This is a genomic window from Streptomyces sp. NPDC029216 (genome assembly GCF_040648015.1).
GTDB lineage: Bacteria > Actinomycetota > Actinomycetes > Streptomycetales > Streptomycetaceae > Streptomyces.
The window spans coordinates 18146-36735 of sequence record NZ_JBEZWL010000008.1 but is presented as its reverse complement, the minus strand read 5'-3'; the positions used below and the strand labels follow the sequence as shown (position 1 = coordinate 36735).

Annotated in this window: 19 protein-coding genes and 1 tRNA gene; 13 read left to right on the top strand and 7 right to left on the bottom strand. The window is 71.3% G+C overall.

Translation table 11 applies throughout. The annotated features are described in order from the left end of the window. Position 1: 1 nt before the first annotated feature. From AB0F18_RS05285 to AB0F18_RS05275, 3 genes are all read left to right on the top strand, one after another. Positions 2-1477, top strand: coding sequence for an ATP-binding protein (locus AB0F18_RS05285; protein ID WP_362055172.1), 1476 nt, complete (start codon positions 2-4; stop codon positions 1475-1477). 511 nt (positions 1478-1988) lie between these two features. Then, on the top strand, positions 1989-2201 hold the full coding sequence (locus AB0F18_RS05280; RefSeq protein ID WP_362055170.1) for a helix-turn-helix domain-containing protein: 213 nt from the start codon (positions 1989-1991) through the stop codon (positions 2199-2201). Beyond that, on the top strand, positions 2198-3364 hold the full coding sequence (locus AB0F18_RS05275) for a site-specific integrase (RefSeq protein WP_362055168.1): 1167 nt from the start codon (positions 2198-2200) through the stop codon (positions 3362-3364). The genes AB0F18_RS05280 and AB0F18_RS05275 overlap by 4 nt, the downstream gene beginning before the upstream one ends. A gap of 101 nt (positions 3365-3465) precedes the next feature. On the opposite strand, the gene AB0F18_RS05270 is transcribed toward AB0F18_RS05275, so the two are convergent. Both AB0F18_RS05270 and AB0F18_RS05265 read right to left on the bottom strand, forming a co-directional pair. Next, a tRNA-Pro gene (locus AB0F18_RS05270) sits at positions 3466-3539 on the bottom strand. A 110-nt stretch (positions 3540-3649) separates the two neighbouring features. Further along, complete coding sequence (locus AB0F18_RS05265; RefSeq protein ID WP_362055166.1) at positions 3650-4588, bottom strand: metallophosphoesterase; 939 nt, start codon at positions 4586-4588, stop codon at positions 3650-3652. A gap of 68 nt (positions 4589-4656) precedes the next feature. On the opposite strand from AB0F18_RS05265, the gene AB0F18_RS05260 reads away from it, so the two are divergent. Next, positions 4657-5118: a GatB/YqeY domain-containing protein gene (locus AB0F18_RS05260; protein WP_362055164.1), complete on the top strand. Its 462-nt coding sequence runs from the start codon at positions 4657-4659 to the stop codon at positions 5116-5118. Positions 5119-5186: 68 nt separating this feature from the next. Here the strand turns inward: AB0F18_RS05260 and AB0F18_RS05255 are convergent, their stop codons facing one another. Further along, positions 5187-7490 (bottom strand): transglycosylase domain-containing protein, encoded by a 2304-nt coding sequence (locus AB0F18_RS05255; RefSeq protein ID WP_362055162.1) that lies wholly within the window; start codon positions 7488-7490, stop codon positions 5187-5189. 397 nt (positions 7491-7887) lie between these two features. Between AB0F18_RS05255 and AB0F18_RS05250 the strand changes: the two genes are divergently transcribed. Beyond that, complete coding sequence (locus AB0F18_RS05250) at positions 7888-8238, top strand: WhiB family transcriptional regulator (RefSeq protein WP_052713450.1); 351 nt, start codon at positions 7888-7890, stop codon at positions 8236-8238. A 38-nt stretch (positions 8239-8276) separates the two neighbouring features. Here the strand turns inward: AB0F18_RS05250 and AB0F18_RS05245 are convergent, their stop codons facing one another. Then, on the bottom strand, positions 8277-9575 hold the full coding sequence (locus tag AB0F18_RS05245) for an ArsA family ATPase (RefSeq protein WP_362055160.1): 1299 nt from the start codon (positions 9573-9575) through the stop codon (positions 8277-8279). Then, positions 9572-10555, bottom strand: coding sequence for an ArsA-related P-loop ATPase (locus tag AB0F18_RS05240; protein ID WP_362055158.1), 984 nt, complete (start codon positions 10553-10555; stop codon positions 9572-9574). The genes AB0F18_RS05245 and AB0F18_RS05240 overlap by 4 nt, the downstream gene beginning before the upstream one ends. A gap of 46 nt (positions 10556-10601) precedes the next feature. On the opposite strand from AB0F18_RS05240, the gene AB0F18_RS05235 reads away from it, so the two are divergent. The 5 genes from AB0F18_RS05235 (at position 10602) to AB0F18_RS05215 (ending at position 13399) form a co-directional block, all read left to right on the top strand. Then, entirely contained in the window at positions 10602-10763 is a 162-nt protein-coding gene (locus AB0F18_RS05235) for a DUF4177 domain-containing protein (RefSeq protein WP_007264966.1), read from the top strand. After that, a complete protein-coding gene (locus AB0F18_RS05230) occupies positions 10760-11233 on the top strand; it encodes a RidA family protein (RefSeq protein WP_362055157.1) in 474 nt (157 codons plus the stop codon). The genes AB0F18_RS05235 and AB0F18_RS05230 overlap by 4 nt, the downstream gene beginning before the upstream one ends. A gap of 116 nt (positions 11234-11349) precedes the next feature. After that, positions 11350-12258 (top strand): NUDIX hydrolase, encoded by a 909-nt coding sequence (locus AB0F18_RS05225; protein WP_362055155.1) that lies wholly within the window; start codon positions 11350-11352, stop codon positions 12256-12258. Continuing rightward, the gene (locus AB0F18_RS05220; RefSeq protein WP_362055153.1) at positions 12255-13100 is read left to right on the top strand and encodes an MBL fold metallo-hydrolase; all 846 of its coding nucleotides are present in this window, start codon (positions 12255-12257) and stop codon (positions 13098-13100) included. Before AB0F18_RS05225 ends, AB0F18_RS05220 begins: the two co-directional genes overlap by 4 nt. Further along, positions 13097-13399, top strand: coding sequence for a hypothetical protein (locus tag AB0F18_RS05215; RefSeq protein ID WP_362055151.1), 303 nt, complete (start codon positions 13097-13099; stop codon positions 13397-13399). Before AB0F18_RS05220 ends, AB0F18_RS05215 begins: the two co-directional genes overlap by 4 nt. Positions 13400-13424: 25 nt before the next feature. Here AB0F18_RS05215 and AB0F18_RS05210 read toward each other — a convergent pair whose 3' ends face one another. Together AB0F18_RS05210 and AB0F18_RS05205 are read right to left on the bottom strand one after the other, a co-directional pair. Continuing rightward, positions 13425-14237: a nucleotidyltransferase domain-containing protein gene (locus AB0F18_RS05210; RefSeq protein ID WP_362055149.1), complete on the bottom strand. Its 813-nt coding sequence runs from the start codon at positions 14235-14237 to the stop codon at positions 13425-13427. Between the two features lie 112 nt (positions 14238-14349). Then, entirely contained in the window at positions 14350-15024 is a 675-nt protein-coding gene (locus AB0F18_RS05205; RefSeq protein WP_042811540.1) for a Crp/Fnr family transcriptional regulator, read from the bottom strand. 389 nt (positions 15025-15413) lie between these two features. Between AB0F18_RS05205 and nth the strand changes: the two genes are divergently transcribed. The 3 genes from nth to AB0F18_RS05190 all read left to right on the top strand — a co-directional run bounded on the left by nth (position 15414) and on the right by AB0F18_RS05190 (position 18216). Then, on the top strand, positions 15414-16169 hold the full coding sequence (gene nth / locus AB0F18_RS05200; RefSeq protein WP_362055338.1) for an endonuclease III: 756 nt from the start codon (positions 15414-15416) through the stop codon (positions 16167-16169). A 171-nt stretch (positions 16170-16340) separates the two neighbouring features. Continuing rightward, on the top strand, positions 16341-17000 hold the full coding sequence (locus AB0F18_RS05195) for a CoA pyrophosphatase (protein WP_362055336.1): 660 nt from the start codon (positions 16341-16343) through the stop codon (positions 16998-17000). Between the two features lie 13 nt (positions 17001-17013). Next, positions 17014-18216, top strand: a complete 1203-nt coding sequence (locus AB0F18_RS05190; RefSeq protein ID WP_362055334.1) for a MarP family serine protease — start codon at positions 17014-17016, stop codon at positions 18214-18216. The last annotated feature ends 374 nt before the right edge of the window (positions 18217-18590 follow it).

The following is an 18590-nucleotide window of genomic DNA, read 5'->3' as shown; positions in this document are numbered from 1 at the left end:
GATGCCTGAGGACGAGAAGACCCCGGCCCGCCAGATCATCACCGACTACGCGCAGGCCCATTTCCGGTACTTCCGCACCGGCGACGGCACCGTCTACGCGCAGAAGAACGCCCACCCCGTGGCCCGCCCGATCCGCTCCCAGGGCACCACCGGCAGCCACCGCCAAGAACTCATGGTCGGCCTCTTCAACGACGGCCACGGCGTATTCAACGGCAGCGCACTCAAGGAGGCGTTGGACTTGATCGAAGCACTCGCGCTCCACCAGGACGTACAGCCCACCCACATCCGCGTCGCCCCCGGCTACGACGGCGCCACCTGGCTCGACCTCGGCCGCGACGACGGCCAGTCCGTCCGCATCCACCCCACCGGCTGGGACATCCTCACACCCGACCCACGAGAGGTGTCCTGGCGGCGCACCCAGCTCACCGGCGAACTCCCCCTCCCCGAGAAGGACACCGACGGCAAGGGCATCGACGCCCTGCTGCGGCTGTGCAACTTCGCCGGCGCCGAGAGCGAGTGCCTCGCCATCGCATGGCTGATCGGCTGCCTGGAGCCGTCCGTGCCCGTCCCCGCCCCGTTCCTCACCGGCCCCCAGGGCGCCGGCAAGTCGACCGGCGGACGGATGCTGGTGCGGATCATCGAAGGCATGAGCGGCGACCTGCGCCGCGCCCCGAAGGACGAGGAGAACCTGATCACGGCCGTCGCGGCCGGATGGGTCACCGCCCTCGACAACCTCTCCCACCTGCCCCCGGACCTCTCCGACCTGATGTGCTGCATCGTCACCGGCGCCGAAAGCATCAAACGCGCCCTGTTCACCGACGGCGACGTGGTCCGCTCCCGTTACCGCCGCCCTCTCCTCCTCACCGGCATCGACGTCGGCGTCGTACGCCCCGACCTCGCCGAACGCCTCCTGCCCCTGCGCCTGGAACGCCCCCGCGTCCGCCGGACCGAGGCCGAGCTGTGGGCCGAGTTCGCCCAGGTACTGCCTGTCATCCTCGGCTCGCTCCTCGACCTCACGGTAAAGGTGCGGGCCACCGACGCCGACATCCCCAGCGACCTGCGCATGGCCGACTTCGCCCACCTGTGCGCCCAGCTCGACACCGCCACCGGGCTTGGCGCGCTCGCCGCGTACCGGGCCAGCCTCGACGACCTCAACGACGACGTCATCGAAGGCGACCTCCTCGCACAGACCGTCCTCAAGCACGCCGCCACCCTCGACCCCGGGGCCGAAGTCCGGATGACGTCCACCGAGTGGTTGCATGCCCTCACGCAGCTCTACACGGGCGAGGACTTCCGCGCTCTGCCCAAGGGCTGGCCCACCACCGGGAAGGTCTTCTCCGACCGTCTCAAGCGGCTGCAGCCCACCCTGGCCGCACGCGGCGTCCTCGTCGACTGGGGCCGCACCAGGACCGCCCGCTACATCGAGATCGCCCGACCGGCAGCCGCACCGCCCGCCCAGCAGGAAGCCGTGTTCTAACCGGCGCCACCGCGACCGGTCCCGGTACAGGCAAGAGGAGCACCCGCCACCGGGCGCGCGTGCTCCTCTTGTTGTTCCGGCGGCTTGCCGCCGCCAAGAGGTCGCGCCGCGCAGCGGCTCCCTCTTCACGCTCGAAGACGCACCGCACAACCAACAGACACCACCCCCCTCTTTTTCCTAAGAAGAGAGACGCTGCGTCACCCGAGTCACCACCGCGCCCCAGACGGCTCGTGACCTGCGACAACACCGGTGACGCAGACAGCCGATCGCTACGTCACCACGCGTCACCCGTGTCACCGGCTTGCCTCACGCCGGTGACGGTGACGTAGGCCGATGACACGCGACCGGCCTCTTACGTCACCGAAAACCGCAGGTCAGGCAAGCGAATGACACACACGACGCGATGACGCAGAAATCCGCACCTCGGACAGGAGCGGACGTCCCCCGCCACGGGATCGCTACGCCCACGGCCAGCAGGACACCGTCAGCCGCAAGCCTCGGAGGAGAACCAGTGAGTGCCACGATCACGCCGCCCGTGGAACCCGCCCTGCTCAAGGTTGAAGCCGCGATGCACGCCTTGAGCATGAGCCGCACCGTCATCTACGAGCTGATCCGCTCGGGCCGCCTTCGCGCCGTCAGCGAAGGCCGAGCCCGCTTCATCCCCCGATCCGCCATCAACGAGTACGTCGCGCTCCTGGAGCGCGAGGCAGGAGAGAGCAAGTGACCAAGCGCCGCAGCAGGGGAGACGGCGGTCTCCACTGGGACGAGAAGCGGCAGCGGTGGATCGCCACCGTGACCCTGGGATTTGACGCGAGCGGGAAGCGCGTCGTGCGGAAGGGGAGCGGCAAGACCAAGACCGAGGCCAAGGCCAAGCTCAAGGAGGTGCTCCGCGACCACGAGGACGGGTTGGCCGTCGCACCCACCAACTACACCGTGGCGAACGCGGTGGACGACTGGCTCATGTACGGGCTGGCCGGCCGCGACGCGAAGACCGTGGCCACGTGCACCTCGCTCAGCCGGATCCACGTTGTCCCCGCACTCGGCGCCCGGAAGCTCCGGGAGCTGAGCGGGGAGGACGTCGACAAGTGGCTGGCCGAGAAGGCCAAGACGCTCAGCACGCGCACGCTTCAGGCGATCCACTCGTGCCTGAACCGGTCCGTGAAGCGGGCCATGGTTCGGGACAAGGTGAAGCGGAACATCGTGGACCTGTGTTCCATCCCGACCGGGCAGCCCGGCCGGCCGTCGAAGGCGCTCCGGCTCGCCGAGGCCGAGGCGGTGCTGAAGGCGGCCGAGGGGACGTCCGCGTACGCGTACATCGTGGTGGCCCTGCTCACCGGCGCGCGGACGGAAGAGATGCGGGCGCTCACCTGGGATCACGTCTTCCTGAAGGGGGACCCGGACGCTTCGCCACCCGTCCCGCCACACATCGCGGTGTGGCGGTCGGTCCGCTCCACCGGGGACACCAAGACCAAGAAGTCGCGCCGGACGATCGCCCTGCCGGCCAGGTGCGTGGATGCGCTCTGGCAGCAGTTCGAAGATCAGGGATGGGACCGGCTCGCCGCCGGTGATCAGTGGACGGAGAAGGGGCTCGTCTTCTCTTCCGCGACGGGGACGGAGCTGGACTCCACCAACGTCCGGCGCGCCTTCCGGCAGGCGATCACCGGAGCCGAGGGGGTCGACGCGAAGGATTGGACCCCGCGAGAGCTGCGGCACAGCTTCGTCTCGCTGCTGTCCGACAAGGGGGTCCCGCTCGAAGAGATCTCCCGGCTCGTCGGGCATTCCGGGACGGCTGTCACCGAGGCGGTCTACCGGAAGCAGATCCGGCCCGTGATCCAGACCGGGGCGACGGCCATGGACGAGATCTTCAAGGACGCTCGGAAGCCGTAGTCACTCAGTTAGTCACTCAGTTAGTCACTCAGTTAGTCACCCAGACGCAGAGAGAGCCGGTGCAGATTGCTCTGCACCGGCTCTCACCTGGTACTTCTCTGTCGGGGTGGCGGGATTTGAACCCACGACCTCTTCGTCCCGAACGAAGCGCGCTGCCAAGCTGCGCTACACCCCGATTGTCACCCTCGGCGTTTCCGCCTGGCGACATCGATTACTTTAGCGGACCCGGCGCCGGAGACGAAATCCGGTTTTCACGGCGGGCCGGCCGGGGCCCCGCGGAGGGTGCTAGGCCTTCGGGGCCAGGGTCAGGAGGGTCGCCTCCGGGGGGCAGGCGAAGCGGACCGGGGTGAAGCGGTTGGTGCCGCAGCCCGCCGAGACGTGCAGGTAGGAGCGCTCGCCCTGGGTCTCGTACGTGGACAGGCCCTTCACGCGCTTCGTGTCGAGGTCGCAGTTGGTGACCAGGGCGCCGTAGAAGGGGATGCACAGCTGCCCGCCGTGCGTGTGCCCGGCGAGGATCAGCGGGTAGCGGTCGGCGGTGAAGGACTCCAGCACCCTCAGGTACGGGGCGTGCACGACGGCGATCGAGAAGTCCGCGTCCGCTTCCGGGCCGCCCGCGACCCGCTCGTAGCGGTCGCGCTTGATGTGCGGGTCGTCCAGACCGGTGAACGCCAGCTCCATGCCGTGCAGCTTCAGCCGGGCCCGGGTGTTGGTCAGGTTCAGCCAGCCCGCCGCGTCGAAGGCGTCACGCATCCCCTCCCACGGGTTGTGGACGGCGCCGACGACCGGCTTGTTGCCGTTCAGCCCGTGCCGGCCCTGGGCCTTCTCGATCAGGTAGCGCCCGGGGTTGCGCAGCCGCGGCCCGTAGTAGTCGTTCGACCCGAAGACGTACACGCCGGGGAACTCCATCAGCGGGCCGAGCGCGTCGAGGAGCTCCGGCACGCCCTCGGTGTCGGAGAGGTTGTCGCCGGTGTTGACGACGAAGTCGGGGCGCAGCCCGGCCAGGGACTGGAGCCAGGCGCGCTTCTTGCGCTGCCCGCCGACCATGTGGATGTCCGACACCTGGAGTACGCGCAGCGGACGGGCCCCGGTGGGGAGCACCGGCACGGTGACCCGGCGCAGCCGGAAGGAGCGGGCCTCGAATCCGGCGGCGTAGGCCACTCCCGCGGCCCCCGCCGCAGCGATTCCGGCGGTGACCTTCAGGGGTACTCCGTAACGCGCGCGCATGGCCCCATGGTCGCAGACGCGGAAAACCGATGGGCGCCGCAGCCCCCGCACCTGGCAGACTCAAGGGCATGACCACGCTCAAGGCCAAGCTCCAGGAAGACCTCACCACCGCCATCAAGGCGCGCGACGAACTCGCCTCGTCCACCCTGCGCCTGACCCTCGCCGCCATCACCAAGGAGGAGGTCGCGGGCAAGGAAGCGCGCGTGCTCTCCGACGAGGAAGTCCTCAAGGTGATCGCGAAGGAGGCGAAGAAGCGCCGCGAGGCCGCGGAGGCCTTCGCCCAGGGCGGCCGCGACGAGCAGGCCGCGCGCGAGACCGCGGAGGGCGGGTTCCTCGACACCTACCTGCCCAAGCAGCTCGGCGACGACGAGCTCGCCGCGATCGTGGCGCAGGCGGTCGAGGAGGCCAAGGCGGCCGGGGCCGAGGGGCCGCGGGCCATGGGCGCCGTCATGAAGATCGTGAACCCGAAGGTGGCGGGTCTGGCGGACGGCGGCCGCGTCGCCGCCGCCGTCAAGAAGCAGCTTTCGTAAGTCGTCGAGCACGTGGGAGGGCCCCGGCCGGATGATCCGGCCGGGGCCCTCCCCTTCTTCACGTCCCGCTACTGGGTCTCGTTGCCGCCGATCAGGCCCGGGGTCACGGGGAGTCCCGGGATCGGGTTGGTCGGCGGGTCGATGGTGGTGTCGCCCGCGCCGCCGACGGCCGTGCCGGGGCGGGTGTCGCCGGGCTTGCCGTCGCCGGGCTTGGGCTTGCCGGGCTTGCGCGGGATCGCCGGCGGGGTGTTGCCCCGGCCGCCTCCGTTGTTGCCGCCGCCCGCGACCGAGGGCTCGGGGATGTGGACGTTCGCGAAGGCCGGGGCCTCGCGGCCGGACAGGGCACCGGAGACGGCGTCCTTCCAGATCGGGCCGGGCAGGCCGCCGCCGAAGACCTTCGGGTAGTACTGGCCGCCGATGGTGATGTCCTCCATCGTGATCTTCTTCGCGCCGCCCGAGCCGACCCACACCGCGCCGGACAGGTTCGGGGTGTAGCCCACGAACCAGGCGTTGTAGCGGTTGTCGGTGGTACCGGTCTTGCCCGCGTTGTCGCGGTCGGTCAGACCGGCCTTCTCACCGGTACCGGAGTCGACCACTCCGCGCAGCAGGGCGTTGATCGTGTCGGCGGTGTCCTGGGACATCGCCCGGTCGCACTTGCTCTTCGGCACCGCGAGCGCCTTGCCGTGGGCGTCGGTGATCGACTCCAGGGCGATCGGCGTGCAGTACACGCCCCGGTTGGCGAAGGTGGCGTACGCGTTGGCCATCGTCAGCGGGGACATCTCGGCGGAGCCGAGCGCGATGGACGGCTCCTCGGGGAGCTTGACCCCGCTGGCCGGGACCACGCCGAGCTTCTGCGTCATCTCCGTCACCGGGCACAGCCCGATCTCCGAGATCATCTGCACGAAGTAGGTGTTGATGGACTTCTCCATCGCCGTCTTCAGCGCGTACGGGCCGTACTCGTCGGCGGTCTCGTTCTCGGCGGTCTGCAGCTTGCCGCCGGCCAGCGGCAGGTTCTGCCACGCCGGCGAGCCCTCGCAGCGCGGCACCGGGCTCGGGTACTCCATCTTGTTCGGCGCCGAGTAGACCTTCGTCGGCTCCATGCCCCGCTCCAGGGCCGCGGCGGCGATGAAGGGCTTGAACGTGGAGCCCACCTGGAAGCCGAAGTTGGAGCCGCCCATCCGCTTGTCGACGGAGTAGTTGATCTGCGTCTCGTTCTTCCCGAAGCCGTACGGCTTGGACTGGCCCATCGCCAGGACGCGGCCGGTGCCCGGCTGGACCATGGTCACGGCCGTGGCGATCGAGTCGTCCTGGTTGACGTGGTCGCGGATCGAGTTGTTCGCGGCGTCCTGCGACTGCGGGTCCAGGGTGGTGCGGATCGTCAGGCCGCCCTGGTTCCAGATCTTCGCCCGCTCCTCGCGGGTCTTGCCGAAGACCGTGTCGGACAGGAAGGTGTTGCGCACGTAGTCGCAGAAGAAGCCCGCGCCCTTGACGGCCGTGATGCAGCCGTTCTTGGGGCGGGTCACCTTCAGGGTGACCGGCAGCTTCTTCGCCTCGTCCGCCTCCGCCTGCGAGATGTCCTTGACGTCGGCCATCCGCTGGAGGACGACGTTGCGGCGCTTCATCGCCTCCTGCGCGTCGTTCACCGGGTCGAACCGGCTCGGCGACTGGACGACGCCGGCCAGCAGGGCCGACTCGTCCAGGGTGAGGTCCTTGGCGGGCTTGCTGAAGTAGCGCTGGGCGGCGGATTCGATCCCGTACGCCGCCTGCCCGAAGTAGGTGATGTTGAGGTAGTTCTCGAGGATCTTCTTCTTCCCGAGCTCCTCCTCGACCTGGATCGAGTACTTCAGCTCGCGGATCTTGCGGCCGAGGCTCTTCTCCTGGGCCTCGCGCACCTTCGTCTCGTCGTCGCCGGCCTCCTCGACGAAGACGTTCTTCACGTACTGCTGCGTCAGCGTGGAGGCGCCCTGCGCGGCGCCGCCCTCCTGCGCGTTGCGGTTCACCGCGCGCAGGATGCCCTTGAGGTCGACGGCGCCGTGCTCGTAGAAACGCGAGTCCTCGATCGCGACGATCGCCTTCTGCATGTAAGGCGAGATGGCCGTCAACGGGACGACCTGCCGGTCCCGCGAATAGACCGTGGCGATCAGGCCACCCTCGGCGTCCAGAATGGTGGTCCGCTGGCTCAGCGGAGGCGTTTTGAGATTGGCCGGGATCTCATCGAAGCCCTCGACGGTGCCCTTGGCGGCGAGGCCCAGCGCACCGGCGCCCGGGATCGCGATGCCGGCGAGAACGACTCCGGAGAGAACCGACAAACCGAGGAACCTGGTGGCCTGCTGCGGCCCCGTGAGCCCTGCGCCCGAGCGCTTCTTTCCCATGGAGGGCAGCCTACGTTCTCATTCGCCGGACACGCGCGAATGCCTTGGCCTAAGCTGTCCCCAACTGTCACAGCAGTGTGGTGCGACATCAACCCCTCGGCTTGATTTTCACCCCTCCCGAATGGGGTGGATGCATGTCCGAATCTCGCCCTTCGCTCCGACGGCCGCTCACCGGCGCTTCCCTGATTTCACCCGAATCGTCGGAATGGCCGGGCATGTCGCCGGATCACTCCGTCGGGTGATCTGCCGCTTACCCATAGTCCGTTCGGACCATTCAAGATTGGGCCCGTCGGGGGTGTTGCGCCGTCCCCGCCTTCCGTAACGTCCTCAACTGGCAGCGGTGAATATGCCGCTACCGCCGTGGGGGAGCCTCGATTCGGGAGAGGACGGCACCGGGATGGGCTGGGTAACCGACTGGAGTGCGCAGGCAGCCTGCCGCACTACCGATCCGGATGAACTGTTCGTTCAAGGAGCGGCACAGAACAGGGCCAAGGCGGTGTGCACCGGATGTCCGGTGCGGACCGAGTGCCTGGCCGACGCGCTCGACAATCGTGTCGAGTTCGGCGTGTGGGGCGGAATGACCGAGCGGGAACGGCGCGCCCTGTTGCGCAGGCGTCCCACCGTCACCTCGTGGCGACGGCTGCTCGAAACCGCTCGCACGGAGTACGAGCGCAGTACCGGCATCCTCACCGTGGATGTCGGCGCGGAGATCGACGTGGCGTACGAGACCTACGCGGCAGCCGGGTAACCACCCGGGCGCCGCGCCGGCACCACTCGTACGTACGGTCAAGCTCCGGCCGGAACCTCGGCCGCGAGTCGCTCTCCGATGGCCCGCAGCCCGGCGAGGTCGTGTACATCGCCGGGCAGGGCGGCCACTTCGGCCACCGCCACCTCGGGATGCAGCGAGGTGAAGCGGTCGCGCGTGCGCTGCTCGCGCGCGATCACCTGCATCCGCTCCGCGTGCAGGCGCAGCAGCCCCGCCGTGATGGCGTCCGCGTCGCCCGGACCGTCGGTCTCTTCTGCGTCTTTCGCGTCTTCCGCGCATTCCACGTCGTCCACGGCGGGGGAGCCGTCGCCGGCGGCGTCACGAAGTCCAGCTTTCCCGGACTCCTGATCGACAATGCCGCCTTCTTCAAGATTCTCTGCGGCCGCCAGGGCCCGCTCCGCCGACAGCTGCCGCGCGTCGCTCCCGTGCACCCGGTTCAGCACCAGGCCGGCCAGGGGCATCTTCTCCGCGGCCAGCCGTTCCACGAAGTACGCCGCCTCGCGCAGCGCGTCCGGCTCGGGTGCCGCGACCACCAGGAAGGCCGTACCCGGCGCCTGCAGCAGCCGGAACGTCGCGTCGGCGCGCGTTCGGAAGCCGCCGAACATCGTGTCCATCGCCGCCACGAACGTCTGCACGTCCTTCAGCAGCGAGGCGCCCATCAGCTTGCTGAGCGTGCCCGTCATCATCGACATGCCGACGTTCAGGAACTTCATGCCCGCCCGCCCGCCGACCTTCGCCGGCGCCATCAGCACCCGGATGAACTTCCCGTCCAGGAAGGACCCGAGGCGCTTCGGTGCGTCGAGGAAGTCCAGCGCGGACCGGCTCGGCGGCGTGTCCACGACGATCAGGTCCCAGTCGTCCTTCGCCCGAAGCTGGCCCAGCTTCTCCATCGCCATGTACTCCTGCGTGCCCGCGAAACCGGCCGACAGGGACTGGTAGAAGGGGTTCGCCAGGATCGCCCGCGCCCGCTCGCGGTCCGCGTGCGCCTCGACGATCTCGTCGAAGGTCCGCTTCATGTCCAGCATCATGGCGTGCAGTTCACCGCCGTCGCCGTCCACCCCTTCGACCCTGCGCGGGGTGTTGTCCAGCGAGTCGATCCCCATCGACTGCGCCAGCCTGCGCGCCGGGTCGATGGTCAGCACGACCACCTTCCGCCCCCGCTCGGCCGCCCGTACGCCCAGCGCCGCGGCCGTCGTGGTCTTGCCGACCCCGCCCGCGCCGCAGCACACGACGATCCGGGTCTTCGGGTCGTCCAGCAGCGCGTCGACCTCCAGGTGCTGCGGCGCGTCCAGGCCCATGGTGTTCCCGCCCTCGCTCATTCGGCGTCCGCCTGCTTGCGCAGCTCCGTCGCCAGCTCGTACAGCCCGGCCAGCTCCATCCCCGAGCCGAGCAGGGGGAGTTCGTACGTCGGCACGTCCAGACCCGCCAGCACCGCGCGCTGCTCCCGCTCCAGCTCGACGCGGCTCGCGTGCTCGGCGGCCTGAGTCAGGAGCGGCTCCACCAGCCGCTCGGCCAGCCCGCCCCGCCGCGCCCCGCCGAGCCCGGCCCGGGACAGGGCCTTGGCGATCTCGGGGCGGCGGCCCTCCGCGGCCGTGCGCAGGGTGTCCTCGTCCAGGTGGTGCGGGCGCACCATGTTGACGACGACACGCCCGAACGGAAGTCCGGCCGCGCGCAGTTCCTCGATGCCGTCGGCGGTCTCCTGGACGGGCATCTCCTCCAGCAGGGTCACCAGGTGCACCGCGGTGTCCGGGGACTTGAGCACCTTCATGACGGCCTGCGCCTGGTTGTGGATCGGCCCGAACCGGGCCAGCCCCGCCACCTCGTCGTTGACGTTCAGGAAGCGGGTGATCCGCCCGGTCGGCGGCGCGTCCATGATCACGTGGTCGTAGACGAACCGCCCGGCCTTGTCCTTGCGCCGCACCGCCTCGCACGCCTTGCCGGTCAGCAGGACGTCCCGCAGGCCGGGGGCGATGGTCGTGGCGAAGTCGATGGCGCCGAGCTTCTTGAGCGCCCGCCCGGCCGACCCGAGCTTGTAGAACATCTGGAGGTAGTCCAGCAGCGCCCGCTCCGCGTCGATGGCGAGCGCGTACACCTCACCGCCGCCGCCCGGCGCGACGGCGATCTTCCGCTCCTCGTAGGGGAGCGCTTCCGTGCCGAATAGCTGTGCGATGCCCTGTCTGCCCTCGACCTCCACGAGTAGAGTCCGCCTGCCCTCGCGCGCGAGGGCCAGCGCGAGTGCGGCGGCGACCGTGGTCTTGCCGGTGCCGCCCTTGCCGCTGACCACCTGGAGCCTGCTCACAACCTCCGAGCCTAACCACTCCCGCTCAGGCGTTACGCTCGCCCCCATGACCAAGAAGTTCGAATACGCGACGGTCCCCCTGCTGGTCCACGCCACCAAGCAGATCCTGGACACCTGGGGCGAGGACGGCTGGGAGCTCGTCCAGGTCGTGCCCGGCCCGAACAACCCCGAGCAGCTCGTGGCCTACCTCAAGCGGGAGAAGGCATGAGCGGCGCCGTCGAGGCCCGGATCGCCGAGCTCGGCCTGACCCTCCCCGAGGTCGTCCCGCCGCTGGCCACGTACCAGCCGGCGGTGCGCTCGGGCGCGTACGTGTACACCGCGGGCCAGCTCCCGATGGTGCAGGGCAAGCTCCCGCTGACCGGCAAGGTCGGCGCGGAGGTCTCGGTGGAGCAGGCCAAGGAGCTGGCGGCGACGTGCGCGCTGAACGCGCTGGCCGCCGTGAAGTCCGTGGTCGGTGACCTGGACCGGATCGCCCGCGTGGTGAAGGTCGTCGGCTTCGTCGCCTCGGCCCCCGACTTCACGGGGCAGCCCGGCGTGCTGAACGGGGCGAGCGAGCTGCTGGGCGAGATCCTCGGGGACAAGGGCGTGCACGCCCGCAGCGCGGTCGGCGTGGCGGTCCTCCCGCTGGACGCCCCGGTCGAGATCGAGATCCAGGTGGAACTCACCCCGGACGCCTGACCCCGAACGCCGGCGCGGCCCTGCACGGCCCCGCCGGCGTTTCAGGCGGGGCCCCGCGCAGCGCCCCGGGTCAGGGGGGCCTCGAACATCGGGCCGGATGGCCGTAGCATCCGGCCATGCCGAATGGTCAGCACGGTCAGCCCTCGCCCGAGCCCCCCGCCGGAGGCCAGTGGTACCCCCCGGAGTGGCCCGCCCGCATCCGCGCCCTGGCGGAGGGCACCCTCACCCCGGCGCAGCCCAAGCGTGCCGCCACGGTGATGCTGCTCCGCGACACGCCCGCCGGCCCCGCCGTGCACATGCTGCGCCGCCGCGCCTCGATGGCGTTCGCCGGCGGCGCCTACGCCTACCCCGGCGGCGGGGTCGACCCCCGCGACGAGGACCACCGCATCGGCTGGGCCGGCCCGGACCAGGAGGCGTGGGCGGCCCGCCTCGGCACCGACGCCGCCACTGCCCAGGCCATCGTCTGCGGCGCGGTCCGCGAGACCTTCGAGGAGGCCGGCGTACTCCTCGCAGGGAAGACCCCCGACACCGTCGTCGGCGACACCACCGGGGACGACTGGGAGGCCGACCGCGAGGCCCTCGTCGGCCGCGAGCTGTCCTTCGCCGAGTTCCTCGACCGCCGCGGCCTGCTGCTGCGCTCCGACCTGCTCGGGGCGTGGGCCCGCTGGATCACCCCCGAGTTCGAGCCCCGCCGCTACGACACGTGGTTCTTCGTCGCCGCCCTCCCGGAGGGACAGCGCACCCGCAACGCCTCCACCGAGGCCGACCGGACCGTCTGGATCCGCCCCCAGGACGCCGCCGCCGGGTACGACGCGGGCGAGCTGCTGATGATGCCGCCCACCATCTCCACCCTGCGCTCCCTGGAGCCGTACGGGGCCGCCGCCGACGCCCTCGCGGCGGCCGGCGCGCAGGACCTCACGCCGGTCCTGGCCGAGGCCTCGCTGGAGGACGGCGTGGTCGTGCTCAGCTGGCCGGGCCACGACGAGTTCACCAAGCGCGTCACCCTCGGAGGAGGCCCCGTATGACCGACGCAGCGGCCCTGCCCGGCCAGCCCCGCGGGATGGTCGTCTCCGGACCGGCCACCGCCCGCGCGGTCAACGTCCTGGCCCCCAACCCGTCGGCCATGACCCTGGACGGCACCAACACCTGGCTGGTCTCCGAGCCCGACTCCGAGCTCGCCGTCGTCATCGACCCGGGCCCCCTGGACGAGGCGCACCTGCGCGCCGTCATCGCCACCGCCGAGCAGGCCGGCAAGCGGATCGCGCTGACCCTCCTCACCCACGGCCACCCCGACCACGCCGAGGGCGCCGGCCGCTTCGCCGAGCTGACCGGCACCAAGGTGCGCGCCCTGGACCCCGCGCTGCGCCTGGGAGACGAGGGCCTTGCCGCCGGGAACGTGATCCGCACCGGCGGCCTGGAACTGCGCGTCGTCGCCACTCCCGGGCACACCGCCGACTCCCTCTGCTTCCACCTGCCCGCCGACGGGGCCGTGCTGACCGGCGACACCGTCCTGGGCCGCGGTACGACGGTCGTCGCGCACCCCGACGGCCGCCTGGGCGACTACCTGGACTCCCTGCGCCGCCTGCGCTCCCTCACCGTCCACGACGGGGTGCACACCGTGCTCCCGGGCCACGGGCCGGTCCTGGAGGACGCCCAGGGCGCCGTGGAGTACTACCTGGCCCACCGCGCCCACCGGCTGGCCCAGATCGAGACGGCGGTGGAGGACGGCCTGGTCACCCCCGAGGCCGTCGTGGCCCACGTCTACGCGGACGTGGACCGCTCGCTGTGGCCGGCCGCCGAGTGGTCCGTCCGCGCGCAGCTTGAGTACCTTCGGGAGCACGGACTGATCCCGGGGGGACCTGAATGAACACGCTGTACCTGCTGCTTGCCCTGCTCGCGGTGGCCGGATGGATCACCTCCACGGTGAACCTGCGGATGCGCGCCCTGCAGGACAGGGCCGACCGGCTGGAGCGGCGGCTCGGCCTGGTCCTGGACCACCTGGGCATCGAGGAGCCGGAGCCGGCCGGGCTGGACGGGGTGCGCGCGCTGATGCGCGAGGGCCGGACCGTCTCGGCCATCAAGGCCTACCGGCAGATCACCGGCGCGGGCCTGGCGGAGGCCAAGCAGGCCGTCGAGTCCCTGGACCTGGAGCCCGCCGGCCGCTAGGCCGTGCCTTTCGGATCAGGCCGGATCAGGCCGGGCCCGGTCGCGGGCTCTTCGTGCCGTGCCGGGCCTCGTACTCCCCGGCCAGCCACGGCCCGAGGTCGTCGAGGTAGCGGCGCAGCACGGCCGGGTCCTCGACGGGGGCCAGCGCCACGGAGGCGGCCTCCCGCACCTGTGCGGCCCGCTGCGGGTAGTAGCGGCCGAAGACCTCCGCGGACTCGGCGAGGTCGCTGGTCCAGCCGCCCCACTCGGGCATGACCAGCGTGAAGGCGGTCCGCACCAGGTGCCGGGAGAAGAACCGGCTCATCCTGCGGAACTCGGCGGGCTCCGAGGCCGCCTCGAACCGGGCCCGCCACCGGGGCAGCAGGACGGCGAGGTCGCCGTTGGTCTCCCGGGCGAGCAGGCTGTCGGGCCGGTACCGGGGCAGGTGCTCGGCCAGGTCGGGGCCGAGCAGCGGGGTGCACAGGCAGGCCAGGAACCAGCCCAGGTCGTAACGTTCCTGCTCGCTCAGCAGCAGCTCCTTGCCGTACAGCAGGATGCCGACGCCGTCGATCTGCGGGAAGTCCTGGTCGAGCCCGCGGCCCAGCACCTCGGCCGTGTCCCGGTCCTCCTCGGCGGGCTCCCGGTGCAGGGCGAGCAGCAGGTCGAGGTCGGACCGCCCGGGCCGGGCCGTCCCGCGCGGCACGGAACCGTACAGGTAGGCGCTGTGCAGCCGGTTGCCGTACGCCTCCGCCAGCCGGCCGCGCGCGGCGGCGACGGGCCCCGCGAACTCGGGCTGGATCCGCCCGAGGGACCCCTCCCGCTCGAAGTACCCGTCCGCGTCCAGCCCTCTGTGCCCCATGAGCCCTACTGTGCCCGCCGCACGGCCCGGCGCAGTGCAGGTACGGCTCGCGCGGCGCACACGCGGAGGGGCCCCGTCCGACACCCGGACGGGGCCCCTCCGCGAAGGTTCGTCAGCGCGAGCGCTTGGCGAGCCGCTCGACGTCCAGCAGGATCACGGCGCGCGCCTCCAGGCGCAGCCAGCCGCGGCCCGCGAAGTCGGCGAGGGCCTTGTTCACGGTCTCGCGCGAGGCGCCGACGAGCTGGGCCAGCTCCTCCTGCGTCAGGTCGTGGACGACGTGGATGCCCTCCTCCGACTGCACGCCGAAGCGGCGCGACAGGTCGAGGAGCGCGCGGGCCACGCGGCCCGGGACGTCGGAGAAGACCAGGTCGGACATCTGGTCGTTGGTCTTGCGCAGGCGCCGGGCGACGGCGCGCAGCAGCGCGGTGGCGACCTCGGGCCGGGCGTTCAGCCAGGGCTGGAGGTCGCTGTGGCCGAGGCCGAGGAGCTTGACCTCGGTCAGGGCGGTGGCGGTGGCGGTGCGCGGGCCCGGGTCGAACAGCGACAGCTCGCCGATCAGCTCGCCGGGGCCGAGGACGGCCAGCATGTTCTCGCGGCCGTCGGGGGAGGTGCGGTGGAGCTTCACCTTGCCCTCGGTCACGACGTACAGCCGGTCACCGGGGTCGCCCTCGTGGAACAGGGCGTCACCGCGTGCGAGGGTCACCTCGCCCATGGAGGCGCGGAGCTCCGCGGCCTGCTCGTCATCGAGCGCCGCGAAGAGCGGGGCGCGCCGCAGAACGTCGTCCACGAGTCTCTCTCCTATGTCGACCGGCCAGTGGGGACCGTTCCCCATTTTGCCGGACGGCTCAAACAGTGCGATCAATCACAAGGATGCCGGACGGACGGGCGTGCTGTGCGGCGAGAGGCCGATCGGGGTGGTGTTACCTGAGGTCCGGGCGGGGTGTCAGCGCCCGGGCTTAGGCTGGCCGGGTGTCCAATAAGCCGGTGAGAGCACAGGCCAAGGGGTCCGCGGGAGTGACGGCGGCCCATGATTCAGCCGTGGGCGAACAAGCCCCCGCGGCGGCGTCCGAAAAGGGCCGACCTGCCCCCCAGGGCAAAGCTTCGGCCAAGAAACCGGTGAGGCCCGCCCAGGCCGCCGCCCCTGCCAGGGCCGCCAAGCCCGAGTCCCGCCTCGCGATGGTCCGCCGGGCCCGCCGGATCAACCGCGAGCTCGCCGAGGTGTACCCGTACGCCCATCCGGAGCTGGACTTCCGCAATCCCTTCGAGCTCCTGGTCGCCACCGTCCTGTCCGCGCAGACCACCGACCTGCGCGTGAACCAGACGACCCCGGCCCTGTTCGCCGCCTACCCGACCCCCGAGGACATGGCGGCGGCCGTCCCGGAGGAACTGGAAGAGATCATTCGGCCGACCGGGTTCTTCCGGTCGAAGGCGAAGGCCCTCCTCGGCCTCTCGCAGGCCCTGCGCGACGACTTCGGCGGCGAGGTGCCGGGCCGTCTGGAAGACCTGGTCAAGCTGCCCGGCGTCGGCCGCAAGACCGCGAACGTCGTCCTCGGCAACGCCTTCGGGGTTCCCGGGATCACCGTCGACACCCATTTCGGACGGCTGGTGCGCCGCTTCAAGTGGACCGAGCAGCACGACCCGGAGAAGGTCGAGGCGGAGATCTGCGCGATCTTCCCGAAGAGCGAGTGGACGATGCTCTCGCACCGCGTCGTCTTCCACGGCCGCCGGGTCTGCCACGCCCTCAAGCCCGCCTGCGGCGCCTGCCCCATCGCCCCGCTCTGCCCGGCCTACGGGGAGGGCGAGACGGACCCGGAGAAGGCGAAGAAGCTGCTGAAGTACGAGAAGGGCGGCAAGCCGGGCCAGCGGCTCTCCCCGCCCCCGGACTACCCGGGCCTCCCGGCCGCGCCCCTGGGGGCCCGTACGGAGCCCTGAGCGGGGCGCGGGTGCCACCCGGGGGCGCGGCGCGGCCGCCCCGCGCCCCCTGCGGAACGAATCGGTACCCGGCCCGCGTTCAGCGGACGGGGAGAACACGGACAGGGGTTGCCTATGACGCGCGGTACACAGGACGAGACCACGGCCGCTGCCGGCGGGGCGGAGGAGCTCATGCTCACGGCCGCCGGCCTGCCCGAATGGCTCGGCCCCGTGGCGGAGGCCGCCCGGACGGTCCGGCCCCGCCAGCTCAGCCGTTTCCTGCCCCCCGAGGACGGCCGGGGCCGCCAGTCCGCCGTGCTGATCCTCTTCGGGGAGGGCCCGCGCGGCCCGGAGATCCTGCTCCAGGAGCGCGCCGGCACCCTGCGCTCGCACGCCGGCCAGCCCTCCTTCCCCGGCGGCGCCCTGGACCCGGAGGACGGCGACCCGCACACCACCGGCCCGCTGCGCGCCGCGCTGCGCGAGGCCGAGGAGGAGACCGGCCTGGATCCGGCGGGCGTCCAGCTGTTCGGCGTACTGCCCCGGCTCTACATTCCGGTCAGCGAGTTCGTCGTGACCCCGGTCCTCGGCTGGTGGCGCGAGCCCTCGCCGGTCGGCCCGGTGGACCCGGCGGAGACGGCCCGGGTCTTCACGGTGCCCGTGGCGGATCTCACGGACCCCGCCCACCGGGTCACGGTGGTCCACCCGCGCGGCCACGAAGGGCCCGGATTCACCGTGGAATCGGCCCTGGTCTGGGGTTTCACCGCGGGGGTCATCGACCGGATCCTGCACTTCTCGGGCTGGGAGCGACCGTGGGACCGCTCACGTCAGGTCCCGCTCGACTGGCACGCATGAGACGGTGACCCTCGTGAACGTGCTGGACATCCTGTTGCTGGTCGCCGCCGTGTGGTTCGCGATCGTCGGTTACCGCCAGGGCTTCGTCGTCGGCATCCTGTCGGTGATCGGCTTCCTGGGCGGTGGCCTCATCGCCGTGTCCCTGCTCCCCCTGATCTGGGACCGGGTGACGGACAACGGCACCCAGGTGTCCACCACCGTCGTGGTGATCGCCGTGGTGGTCATCATCGTCTGCGCCTCGATCGGCCAGGCGCTGACGACCCATCTGGGCAACCGGCTCAGACGTCACATCACCTGGTCGCCGGCCCGCGCGCTCGACGCGACGGGCGGGGCGCTGGTCAACGTCGTCGCGATGCTGCTGGTGGCCTGGCTGATCGGCTCGGCACTGGCCGGTACCTCCCTGCCCACGCTGGGCAAGGAGGTCCGCAACTCCAAGGTGCTCCTCGGCGTGTCGCGGGTGCTGCCCGCCCAGGCCAACACCTGGTTCTCGGACTTCAGCTCCACCCTCGCCCGCAACGGCTTCCCGCAGGTCTTCAGCCCGTTCTCGAACGAGCCCATCACCGAGGTGAAGCCGCCCGACCCGGCGCTCGCCCGCAGCGCCGTCGCCCAGCAGGCCAAGCTCTCGATCGTGAAGGTCGTCGGCACCGCGCCCAGCTGCAGCAAGGTCCTGGAGGGCACCGGCTTCGTCTTCGCGCCCGGCAAGGTGATGACCAACGCCCACGTCGTCGGCGGGGTCGTCGAGCCCACCGTGCAGATCGGCGGCGAGGGCAAGCTCTACGACGGCAAGGTCGTCCTCTACGACTGGGAGCGCGACATCGCCGTCCTGGACGTGCCCAAGCTGCGTGCCCCGGCCCTGGAGTTCACCGACAAGGACGCGACGAGCAGCAGCGACGCGATCGTCGCCGGCTTCCCGGAGAACGGCGCCTACGACGTCCGCTCCGCCCGCGTCCGCGGCCGGATCAACGCCAACGGCCCGGACATCTACCACCGGGGCACCGTCCGCCGCGACGTCTATTCGCTCTTCGCGACCGTCCGCCAGGGCAACTCCGGCGGCCCGCTGCTCACGCCCGAGGGCAGGGTGTACGGGGTCGTCTTCGCGAAGTCGCTCGACGACCCGAACACCGGGTACGCCCTGACGGCGGACGAGATCCGGGACGACATCCGCATCGGCAGGATCGCCGACCGGCGGGTCGACACCCAGGGCTGCGCCCTCTGACCCCGGGCCCGGCCCGGGGCCGGGTTCCGCCCGGGGTCCGGGTCGGCCCGGGGGCCGGAGGCGGCGCGCCGCTACATCCGTGGATGGCGCAGCCGCGCCGACACCCAGCGGGCGCGGCGGCGCAGGATGCGCGGGATCCCGAGTCGGGGGTCGTGCCCTTCCCGGGCCGCCCCCCTGTCGTGCGTGCCCGGCACCGTGGCCGAGCGGCGTTCGCGTGCGGTGTCACCGTGGTCGTGCGTCCAGCCCATACAACGAGCTGTGCCCGGCCTCCAAGGTCGGTAACCCCGTCCGGGGCGGCCAATTGGCCTATGCGCCGGGCAATTGAACGACCGTAAGACCGGCGCGCGAATAAACTGCGGGCCGTCAGGAACCGG

Coding starts and splice junctions, on each gene's coding strand:
- AB0F18_RS05255 (WP_362055162.1), bottom strand. CDS start 7,490: ATGGGAAAGAAGCGCTCGGGCGCAGGGCTCACGGGGCCGCAGCAGGCC.
- AB0F18_RS05285 (WP_362055172.1), top strand. CDS start 2: ATGCCTGAGGACGAGAAGACCCCGGCCCGCCAGATCATCACCGACTAC.
- AB0F18_RS05250 (WP_052713450.1), top strand. CDS start 7,888: ATGGGCTGGGTAACCGACTGGAGTGCGCAGGCAGCCTGCCGCACTACC.
- nth (WP_362055338.1), top strand. CDS start 15,414: ATGGTCCGCCGGGCCCGCCGGATCAACCGCGAGCTCGCCGAGGTGTAC.
- AB0F18_RS05195 (WP_362055336.1), top strand. CDS start 16,341: ATGCTCACGGCCGCCGGCCTGCCCGAATGGCTCGGCCCCGTGGCGGAG.
- AB0F18_RS05265 (WP_362055166.1), bottom strand. CDS start 4,588: ATGCGCGCGCGTTACGGAGTACCCCTGAAGGTCACCGCCGGAATCGCT.
- AB0F18_RS05235 (WP_007264966.1), top strand. CDS start 10,602: ATGACCAAGAAGTTCGAATACGCGACGGTCCCCCTGCTGGTCCACGCC.
- AB0F18_RS05220 (WP_362055153.1), top strand. CDS start 12,255: ATGACCGACGCAGCGGCCCTGCCCGGCCAGCCCCGCGGGATGGTCGTC.
- AB0F18_RS05225 (WP_362055155.1), top strand. CDS start 11,350: ATGCCGAATGGTCAGCACGGTCAGCCCTCGCCCGAGCCCCCCGCCGGA.
- AB0F18_RS05230 (WP_362055157.1), top strand. CDS start 10,760: ATGAGCGGCGCCGTCGAGGCCCGGATCGCCGAGCTCGGCCTGACCCTC.
- AB0F18_RS05245 (WP_362055160.1), bottom strand. CDS start 9,575: ATGAGCGAGGGCGGGAACACCATGGGCCTGGACGCGCCGCAGCACCTG.
- AB0F18_RS05215 (WP_362055151.1), top strand. CDS start 13,097: ATGAACACGCTGTACCTGCTGCTTGCCCTGCTCGCGGTGGCCGGATGG.
- AB0F18_RS05260 (WP_362055164.1), top strand. CDS start 4,657: ATGACCACGCTCAAGGCCAAGCTCCAGGAAGACCTCACCACCGCCATC.
- AB0F18_RS05210 (WP_362055149.1), bottom strand. CDS start 14,237: ATGGGGCACAGAGGGCTGGACGCGGACGGGTACTTCGAGCGGGAGGGG.